This is a genomic window from Shewanella sp. S1-49-MNA-CIBAN-0167, from assembly GCF_040310145.1.
GTDB classification, from domain to species: Bacteria; Pseudomonadota; Gammaproteobacteria; order Enterobacterales; family Shewanellaceae; genus Shewanella; species Shewanella psychromarinicola.
Genome location: NZ_JBEOPO010000030.1, coordinates 59,646 through 68,599 on the forward strand (window position 1 = coordinate 59,646; position 8,954 = coordinate 68,599).

Consider the following 8,954-nt stretch of genomic DNA (forward strand, 5'->3'; position numbering starts at 1 on the left):
TCAAGCTGTCGAGCCAGCAAAAAAGGTTATCAGCAGATGATAGATCTAAAAGTCTTTTAGCATTTCGGGAGTAAACTCATCCACATCAATAGAAAAACCAGCAGCGTCAATAGACTTTTGGAGTTTATCTAACTCATTGTTCACGTTTGACATGGTTAAGGTGTTGTTATCTAAATTATAAACTAACGCTAAGCTTTGATAATAAAAACACAGTATCAGCAATGCATCGCGATTATTATCTTTCGCGGCTTGTTGAATCGATTTTAGTTTACGAAAAATTTTATTCTGTAGCTGTTTCAATTGCCACACATAATACACTTCATAAAACTTCGGTTTTTGACGTAGGTTTCGCACCAATAAACTGCACACCATCAATGCCAAAATAACCCCGGTTAAATTCAAATGAAAATTACCGGTCGACTCTGCACCTGGTAATGGTTTCACACCGAAAAAGTAGATCAGCAACTGACCAAATATCAGCGACAAAATGGCTAATGTCGCCAGCAATCCTATCTGCACTAAATTGTTGGCCGAACGATATTGGCTCTTATTTATGTTGACTAACTTCATCACGCCACTCACATCTCTTATTTTGTGCATAGCTTAACGTGTCACGCCTATTTATAGAATGAAATATTAACGCTTATTAAGTGTGATTTAATCTAATGGCGCTCAAAATAGGCCGACTGATAAGACCGGGCGACGAAGATCGCCCCAAACAGAACCCCTCAAACAAAAATACCTCAAACAGCGCCTTAGCGGATCGCCCCCTAAGCAGCCGATGTTAAACACCCTGTTGTATTATTTGAGCAATGGTTAAACCGTCAATACCATGGCTCGCGGTGTTGCGGTGAACAGGTGTAGATTAATTACGTCCTGCCATCACGCCGCCATCAACATCCCATACGGCGCCCGTGACCCAAGATGCTTGCTCTGATAGCAAAAACACTATGCTATTAGCGACATCGGCCGGACTACCCACTCGGCCGATAGGATGAAATGCATTGAAGCTTCCAAGCACACTAGCCATATCTTCAGGTTCAATAAAGGCTTCATAAATAGGTGTACTCACCACGGCGGGTGATACCGCATTAACTCGAATATGGTGCTCTGCCAGTTCCATTGCCATGTGTTGCGTTAAGGCATGCAAACCCGCTTTAGCCATAGAATAGGCACTTGATGGGGTGGCTTTAATGGCTTGTTTAGCCCACATAGAGCCAATATTCACAATGCTGCCACCGCCATATTTAATCATGTTGTTGCTAACCGCTTGCGAAATAACAAAAATCGCTTTGTTAAGATCCATGTAAGTATCGTAATCACTTACTTGATGGTCTAAAAATGGCTTAGGATTAAAAGACCCTGCTGCGTTAACCAAATAAGCAATCTTCTTGTCTGTTGAGTTGATCATATTGATCAAACGGGCAAGGTCTTGTGAGTCATATAAATTAGCTTGAAGCCCGCTTACACTGCCTAATGATGAGAGTTGCGCCACTGCGGTATTGAGCTTATCGACTTTGTTACCAACAATAATAGTATCGATACCTTGAGCCACTAATTGCTTTGCTGTTTCAAAGCCAATACCACTTGTGCCGCCAATAATTAGCGCTGTTTCTTGGGGTAAATTCGTCATGTGTTCACACCTAATGTAAGAGTAAGTGTGTTAAGCTTATGGGTAAACTATCCGATTGAATAGTAAGTACAAATCGGTGACATAGGTACTTTTAGGTACATATTGATGAATACAAAAGAAAAAATATTCCCTCGAAAATCTGCCCCAGAAAAAAGTGCCCGTATGGTCGAAACCATTTACGGCTGTAAATGGTCTTTAACTGTGTATCAGTTATTAGCCAATAACATTAACCGTCCCGGTGAAATGGTAAAGTCAGTAGAAGGACTCAGCACTAAAGTGCTTAATCAATGTTTGAAGAAAAACATCGAATTTGGCATTTTGAATAAAATTAATTACCCTGAAATTCCACCCAGAGTGGAATACCAAGTGACCGAATTTGGGCAAAAATTTATGCGCATTTTAGATGACATCGAAAAGCTGCAACACGAAATTGATGCTTAGCCCGCAGGCTAAGCAATCGTTCACCTCATAACACATTTATTTGAATTAAGTTTTTGATGGCTCATTAGATCCACTTGCCTTATTCAGCCACACGAACTCAGGTAAAGCGTTTAAGTCTAGGCAATCTCCTCGCTCAGCAATGGCGCTATTTTTCGGTTTATTGGCACTGTCTTGATTAAGCGCTTCAATCAATACTTGCTGTGCTTCTAGTTCACCATGTACCAATATCACTGCGGGAGATTGCTCAAAATGGCGATACCAAGACAATAACTCGGCTTGGTCGGCATGGGCTGATAACCCACCTACCGTATGGATACTTGCAGCAACCTTAATACTCTGGCCATGAATCGTCAGTTCTTCAGCACCGTCGACGAGTATTCGGCCTGGCGTTCCCATTGCCTGAAAACCACAAATAATAATATCGGCTTCTTTACGCCATAGGTTATGCACAAAATGATTACGAATGCGGCCGCCATTACACATACCACTGCCCGCAATAATGATTAATCCTTTATGAATATCGTTCAGCTCTATCGACTCTTCAGTGCTACAGACAAATTCAGCACTGGATAACAAGGGATGTTGCCCAGAAGATAAGCGGGTAAAACGCTTAAAGTCATCGTCCATCAATGGATAATTGTTAACATATACCTCGGTTGCTTTTATCGCCATTGGACTGTCTAAACAAATACGCCAACGTGATAAGTCCCACTCTTTGGCATATAAATGAAATAGATAAAGAAGCTCTTGAGCACGTCCCACCGAAAATGCTGGGATCAAAATATTGCCCCTACTTTCATGAATAGTTCGTTTGAAAATTGATTTCAGTTCAACCAAGGTATCTTGCCAACTGCGATGCAACCTATCGCCGTAAGTACTTTCCATTAGCACTAAATCAGCTTGTTCAATAAACGTTGGGTCATCCAAAACCGGCATACCTGCACGACCTAAATCACCACTAAAAACCAGTTTTTTCTGTTGAGGTTTATTGCCTAACCACAACTCAACCACCGCAGAACCCAGAATATGTCCCGCATCGGACAAACAAACCTCTACCCCATCGGCAACCTGCACTCGCTGGCCATAATCTACCATCACAAACTGCGCCATCACTTGCTCAACATCCTCCTCGGTAAATAGCGGCTCGAGCGGTTCTAAATCATGTTTTGCACGTTTTTTATTTTGTCTGTCGGTGTCTCTTTCTTGCAGCATAGCCGCGTCACGCAACATCACATCACATAACTGCGCGGTGGCTTTTTGAGTATAAATGGGCCCAGTAAACCCCTGATTAATCAGATAAGGTAGACGACCGGAATGATCAATATGTGCATGGCTTAATACCACAGCATGGATATCTTGCGCTTTGAATGGAAAAGGATCGTGATTACGTAACCAGTCAGCTTTACTCCCTTGAATTAATCCACAATCAAGCAGCACTTGCTGCCCTTTGACTGTGAGTAAATGGCAAGATCCAGTGACCTCTTGAGTTGCGCCGTGAAACTGCAAAGTCATGTCCATAATGTCGCCCCCGATAAAATCGATAACAGTGCTAAATTAAGCGTATGCCATTGGTGAAATAAAGTCGCGATCTACATCAAATAAACGCTTAAAAAACACACTAGTTATAAAGCAAATAAAAATTCATATTAAATGCATAAGCAACCGCAATATAACATCTCCTTACAATTATTAACCATACTACAACCCAGTGTTAACACTCAATTTTGCTAAGTCATTGAACAACGTATTTTAAGAGATATATCGCCTTTTTTGAGCATATTTCACTTTGTGAGTCACTCATAGGTTTGATATTCTCCGTCGTCTTAATGGAAAGATATCTTAACGGACTAAGCTGTGCTTACTCAAACAACAAGACAAGAGATTAAAATGAACAGAACATTAATTGCAGCATTAATTTCAACCATTCTTATCGCACCCTCAGCGTCGGCAATCGAAATTTATAAAGATGATGTCAATGCGGTTAAAATTGGCGGATTTATCGATGCGCGCGTGATCAATACTCAAGGTGAAACAGAAGTTGTTAACGGTGCTTCACGCATTAATTTTGGTTTTAATCGTCAGCTACAAAATGACTGGAGAGCCTACGCCTTGCTTGAATGGGGTGTTAATCCGGTAGGTAGCACAGACATTGTTTACAACAATCGCTTTGAATCAATCCAAGAAGAGTTTTTTTATAACCGTTTAGGTTATGTCGGTATCGCACATGACACCTACGGTAGCATCACAATTGGCAAGCAATGGGGTGCTTGGTATGACGTGGTTTATAGCACAAACTATGGTTTTGTGTGGGACGGTAACACTGCTGGTGTTTACACTTATAACAAAGATGACGGCGCCGTAAATGGTGTCGGTCGTGGCGACAAAACAGTTCAGTATCGCAACAGCTTTGGCGACGTCAGTTTTGCAGTGCAAGCCCAGTTAAAAAACTCTGCTTTTTATACCTGTGATGTCGAAAACATTACCGAAAGTGCCTGTGAAGAATTGTGGGACTCTGGCTCAACGGCAGCACAACAAGTTGAATTCAATTATACTTATGGCGGTGCTGTCACTTACCAAGCAACCGACAAGTTAGTGTTAACCGCTGGGGTTAACCGGGGTGAGTTTGATGTGAACTTTGCTGATGGTGGCTCATCCACTGCGGTTGATCTTATTTACGGTATGGGGATCACGTGGGGCAACTTTGATCAAAACGGTTTTTATGCCGCTGCCAACGTGAATAAAAACGAAAATCACGACACCGACAACATCGGCCGGTTAATTAACGACGCTGTGGGTCTTGAGTCATTGTTCTCATACAAGTTCGATAATGACATTCGTGCTTTTGTGTCATACAACGTACTGGATGCGGGATCTAACTATGTGATCCAACCTAACTACAATGCAGACCCTAACGACGTCTTTAAGCGCCAATTTGTGGTAGTAGGTTTGCACTATTTATTTGACCCTCAAACGGTGATATACATTGAAACTCGTAGTGACTTCAGTGACTTTACCAGTGCAGACAAAGTACAACAAGCCAGAATGGAAGTGTCTGAAGATGACGGTATCGCCATCGGTCTTCGCTACACGCTTTAATCTGAACCTCTGTGCTATATCTCTGTGCTATTGCTAAATAGCACATTAAATTAATAGCAGATCAAAAAAGGTTCGACAGTGATGTCGAACCTTTTTTTATGGCTGTTGTTAAGCTGACAAAAACGCGCGCTTGAATTAGCACACCTAAGCCGCAAGGCTTAAAAGACAAATGCTGAACAACACATTTAAACAAGCAGTTAAACAAGCATTTAAACCAAACCCTTTAAACCACCGCGCTTAAGCAACGGGTTTCTCGTCAATTATCGTTACTTTCTCAACCACAATCGGCTCACGCGGCACATCATCATGGCCCGCAATAGTCGTGGTGTTAACCCGCTCCATTTGTTGGATAACATCCATACCCGCGGTCACTTTAGCAAACACCGCATAACCCCACCCTGCATTAGTTGTCGCAACGTGGTCTAGAAAATCATTGTCAGCGACATTAATAAAAAACTGCCCAGTAGCAGAATGCGGCGAATCCGTTCGCGCCATGGCTAACGTGCCCAACACGTTTTTCAAGCCTTTATTGGCTTCATTGGCAATAGGGTCGCGAGTTGGTTTTTCTGTCATTTTGGCGGTTAAGCCACCACCCTGCACCATAAAACCTTTAATAACCCGATGAAAAATAGTGCCTTGATAAAAACCGTCTTGGCAGTATTTTAGAAAGTTTTTTGAAGAAACCGGTGCACGTTCCATTTCAAGCTCTACGGTAAAATCGCCAAGGTTGGTGCTAAAGATAATCATATACTGCCATGTTCCAAAAATGAGAATAGCCGCCAGTATATTCTATAGTACCGAAGGCGGCTATTACGCTTATCCTTGAATGAAATCCCTGCCCTTTACATTTTCCACTTATTGGGCGGGCTGATTAAATAAATCCATCGCGGTGCGCGTCATTGCCCGAACGCCTGTTCGGATGGTTAACGGATAATCTGGCGCAAACTGGCTAGAATGCAAAGACGGCAAGGTATCGCCCGACTCAACACTTGCTTGATACTGGCTAGGTTCTACCGCGCCAAGCCAAAATAAAGTAATAGGGCGTTTCTCTGGTGTCAGTCCATATAAACCAAAATCTTCGCCAGCCATTACCGGTGGCGCCACCAGTACATTATCGCTGCCTAATTCGGCTTCGATACTGGCTTTAACCTTAGCGGCTAACGCTGGATGATTATAGGTTGACGGAATGGTTTCATCATCATGCACATACACCACAGGCATTAACTCATCTGCTAAGCCTGCGCTCAATGCAATACCTGTAGTAATACGTTTAATCGCCGCCATTTGCTGCTCACGCACCTTAGGATTATACGAGCGCAAGGTCAGCTGAAGCTTCACTTCATCGGAAATAATATTGTGTTTTGAGCCTCCATGAATCGAGCCCACAGTCACCACATTAGGCTCTAACGGCGACACCTCGCGGCTCACAATAGTTTGCAGTGCAAGTACGGTGCGCGCAGCAAGTACTACCGGATCGATGGTGGCGTGCGGATAAGCCCCATGGCCACCTTTACCCTTAATGGTAATATCAACCGAATCAACATTCGCCAAGGCATAACCACTTACGGTACCTACTTTACCCGCTGGGATTGACGCACTCACATGCAAACCAATAATGCTGTCTGGTGTCGGGAATTGGCTAAACAAACCCTGTTTGAGCATGGCTTTGGCGCCGCCGCCAACCTCTTCTGCAGGTTGAGCCACCATCATTAACGTGCCTTGCCAATCAGCTTTGTGAAGCATTAATTGTTGTGCAGTGCCAATTAAACTGGTCATGTGAATATCGTGGCCACAACCATGCATAATCCCAACCGTATTATTGTTCGCATCTTGCGTGGTAACCGTTGAGGCATATTGTTTACCGGTTTGCTCAATAATAGGCAATCCATCAATATCAGCACGGATCATCACCACTGGTCCTTTACCATTTTTAACGATGCCGACCACACCATAACCACCAAAATTAGCAGTCACCTCAAATCCTAATTGTTTCAGTTCTTGCGCCATGCGTTGGCTAGTGGCTTTTTCTTGATATGACAATTCAGGGTGTTGATGAAGGTGTAAATAAAGCTGCTCCAGTTTAGGTAATGCTTTAGTTACAGAGAGATCAAGATCGCTCGCGCTAACCGTAAATGACAACAACGAAACTGAAAACACTAACGCCAATAAGGGATATGCAACACGTAAGCAGGTCATATTATTATTCTTAATTGTCGGGAATTGAGTATGTTAATCTAGCATAAGCTTAAGCTACTTTATAATGGGTTTTCGTTAACCCCAAGCCAATTAAGGGATAAGGTTTGTAGTGGCATAGTGATTAAGTCATTGCGGACATAAAAATAATAGTAAGGGAAACCAATGACAGTCATTACTGAAACACCCAGGCTAATTATTCGACAATTTACCCTTGATGACGCGCCAGCCGTATTACACTTCAATACTCCAGAACAAGTCAGCCTCTATACCGATGACGCAGGAATGTGCACAACATTAACCGACGCCGAAAATATCATTGCCAATATTTGGTTAGTTGAATATCAGCAATACGGTTTTGGCCGTTGGGCTGTGGTATTTAAAGAAACCAATACTGTGATTGGTTTTTGCGGTTTTAAAAATGAAACTCGTATTAATGCCATCGATATTGGTTATCGCCTACACCCTGACTACTGGGGTATTGGCTTAGCCACAGAAGCCAATCTCGCCTGCATTGCATACGCTAAAGAGCACATGTCACTAGACCTTGTTTATGCCGATGTTGTTGATGCCAATAGCGGCTCGATCAACGTGGCCACTAAGTTAGGCATGACATTTCATTCTCAATTCCAACGAGATGAATTTACTTTTAATCGTTATGTCATGTTATTGAACGGCAACTAACGAGTACTTATCTAAGTACTAACGCTAAGCTCTAAATCTAAGTACTAAATCTAAGTACTAAATCTAGTCACTAAAAAAGATCGCAAGCCGCAAGAGGATAACCGGCTTTGCCATCAGAACACACTCGGTGCTGCTGGCTTATTTTTGTCCCAAGCTAGCCTCCCACAAACAAATCCACTTTATAAAATGGCCTAAGCTGGTGATGATATAAGCCGTTATAACAAAGAACATGAAAATTATTGTTCCATGAAATGTTAACTAAATAAATTAAACAACATAAATGTCACAACAACCCCTTAACCCGCCTATACTCGATCGAGGACAGATTTAACGGCTCGCTGACGACTCAGTTGTATATCCGTATTCGCTCTGCCACAGAGTGAATTCGGATCACCTAATATAAGTTTAATTAATGTTTGCATAACACAACTTATTTGAGTAGGTTGATAAATAACCTCAGCTCGGGGTAATAGTCGGTTATCAAAGTGGTTTTTATCTATTTATCCTGTCGCTGATTGAGCGTTAAAGTTAAATAAAAACCGTATAGATTGAAGCGTACAAACGATATTTATGACTAACACTGTTATAGAGCATTTATCTTAGGTTGTAAGAGTGCTGTGTAAGCGTACGGTGTAAAAGAGCGATATGAGATTCATGGAAGAAGAGCAACTACTGCACTTAACATTGCTAGACCTGTTATGTAGCAACAGAATGGACTCTTTAGAAATTACCTGATCAGTATTTCCCCTTCATTCATGGCCTCACATTATGTAATAGCATGTTGATATGTGATTAAAATAATATATAGGTTTATATACCTTTATATACCTTTATATACTCAAGTGAATTCAAACTGCAGGTTTTAATTTCTGAAAGTTATCATTAATTGTATCACCGAGTGTATCGG

General features: G+C 42.0%; 8 protein-coding genes. 3 read left to right on the plus strand and 5 right to left on the minus strand.

Annotated elements, in window-relative coordinates:
* Nucleotides 1-45 precede the first annotated feature (45 nt).
* Complete coding sequence (locus tag AAEZ00_RS14480; RefSeq protein WP_101033944.1) at nt 46-570, minus strand: DUF3087 domain-containing protein; 525 nt, start codon at nt 568-570, stop codon at nt 46-48.
* Between the two features lie 295 nt (nt 571-865).
* Nucleotides 866-1,633, minus strand: a complete 768-nt coding sequence (locus AAEZ00_RS14485; RefSeq protein WP_351088917.1) for an SDR family NAD(P)-dependent oxidoreductase — start codon at nt 1,631-1,633, stop codon at nt 866-868.
* A 105-nt stretch (nt 1,634-1,738) separates the two neighbouring features.
* Between AAEZ00_RS14485 and AAEZ00_RS14490 the strand changes: the two genes are divergently transcribed.
* On the plus strand, nt 1,739-2,074 hold the full coding sequence (locus AAEZ00_RS14490) for a winged helix-turn-helix transcriptional regulator (protein WP_101033942.1): 336 nt from the start codon (nt 1,739-1,741) through the stop codon (nt 2,072-2,074).
* 45 nt (nt 2,075-2,119) lie between these two features.
* Here AAEZ00_RS14490 and AAEZ00_RS14495 read toward each other — a convergent pair whose 3' ends face one another.
* The gene (locus AAEZ00_RS14495) at nt 2,120-3,592 is read right to left on the minus strand and encodes an MBL fold metallo-hydrolase RNA specificity domain-containing protein (protein ID WP_351088919.1); all 1,473 of its coding nucleotides are present in this window, start codon (nt 3,590-3,592) and stop codon (nt 2,120-2,122) included.
* A gap of 369 nt (nt 3,593-3,961) precedes the next feature.
* Between AAEZ00_RS14495 and AAEZ00_RS14500 the strand changes: the two genes are divergently transcribed.
* Nucleotides 3,962-5,170 carry a porin gene (locus AAEZ00_RS14500; RefSeq protein ID WP_351074542.1) on the plus strand — a complete coding sequence of 403 codons (1,209 nt, stop codon included), beginning with the start codon at nt 3,962-3,964 and terminating at the stop codon, nt 5,168-5,170.
* Between the two features lie 237 nt (nt 5,171-5,407).
* On the opposite strand, the gene AAEZ00_RS14505 is transcribed toward AAEZ00_RS14500, so the two are convergent.
* A complete protein-coding gene (locus tag AAEZ00_RS14505) occupies nt 5,408-5,917 on the minus strand; it encodes a peptidylprolyl isomerase (protein WP_124012592.1) in 510 nt (169 codons plus the stop codon).
* A 108-nt stretch (nt 5,918-6,025) separates the two neighbouring features.
* The gene (locus tag AAEZ00_RS14510) at nt 6,026-7,366 is read right to left on the minus strand and encodes a M20 metallopeptidase family protein (RefSeq protein WP_124012593.1); all 1,341 of its coding nucleotides are present in this window, start codon (nt 7,364-7,366) and stop codon (nt 6,026-6,028) included.
* A gap of 162 nt (nt 7,367-7,528) precedes the next feature.
* Here AAEZ00_RS14510 and AAEZ00_RS14515 point away from each other — a divergent pair, with 162 nt between their 5' ends.
* Entirely contained in the window at nt 7,529-8,047 is a 519-nt protein-coding gene (locus AAEZ00_RS14515; RefSeq protein WP_351088921.1) for a GNAT family N-acetyltransferase, read from the plus strand.
* Nucleotides 8,048-8,954: the final 907 nt, after the last annotated feature.

Excerpts from the sequence above, each read along its gene's own strand:
- AAEZ00_RS14505 (WP_124012592.1), bottom strand. The coding sequence starts at position 5,917 with ATGATTATCTTTAGCACCAACCTTGGCGATTTTACCGTAGAGCTTGAA.
- AAEZ00_RS14480 (WP_101033944.1), bottom strand. The coding sequence starts at position 570 with ATGAAGTTAGTCAACATAAATAAGAGCCAATATCGTTCGGCCAACAAT.
- AAEZ00_RS14495 (WP_351088919.1), bottom strand. The coding sequence starts at position 3,592 with ATGGACATGACTTTGCAGTTTCACGGCGCAACTCAAGAGGTCACTGGA.
- AAEZ00_RS14500 (WP_351074542.1), top strand. The coding sequence starts at position 3,962 with ATGAACAGAACATTAATTGCAGCATTAATTTCAACCATTCTTATCGCA.
- AAEZ00_RS14515 (WP_351088921.1), top strand. The coding sequence starts at position 7,529 with ATGACAGTCATTACTGAAACACCCAGGCTAATTATTCGACAATTTACC.
- AAEZ00_RS14510 (WP_124012593.1), bottom strand. The coding sequence starts at position 7,366 with ATGACCTGCTTACGTGTTGCATATCCCTTATTGGCGTTAGTGTTTTCA.
- AAEZ00_RS14485 (WP_351088917.1), bottom strand. The coding sequence starts at position 1,633 with ATGACGAATTTACCCCAAGAAACAGCGCTAATTATTGGCGGCACAAGT.
- AAEZ00_RS14490 (WP_101033942.1), top strand. The coding sequence starts at position 1,739 with ATGAATACAAAAGAAAAAATATTCCCTCGAAAATCTGCCCCAGAAAAA.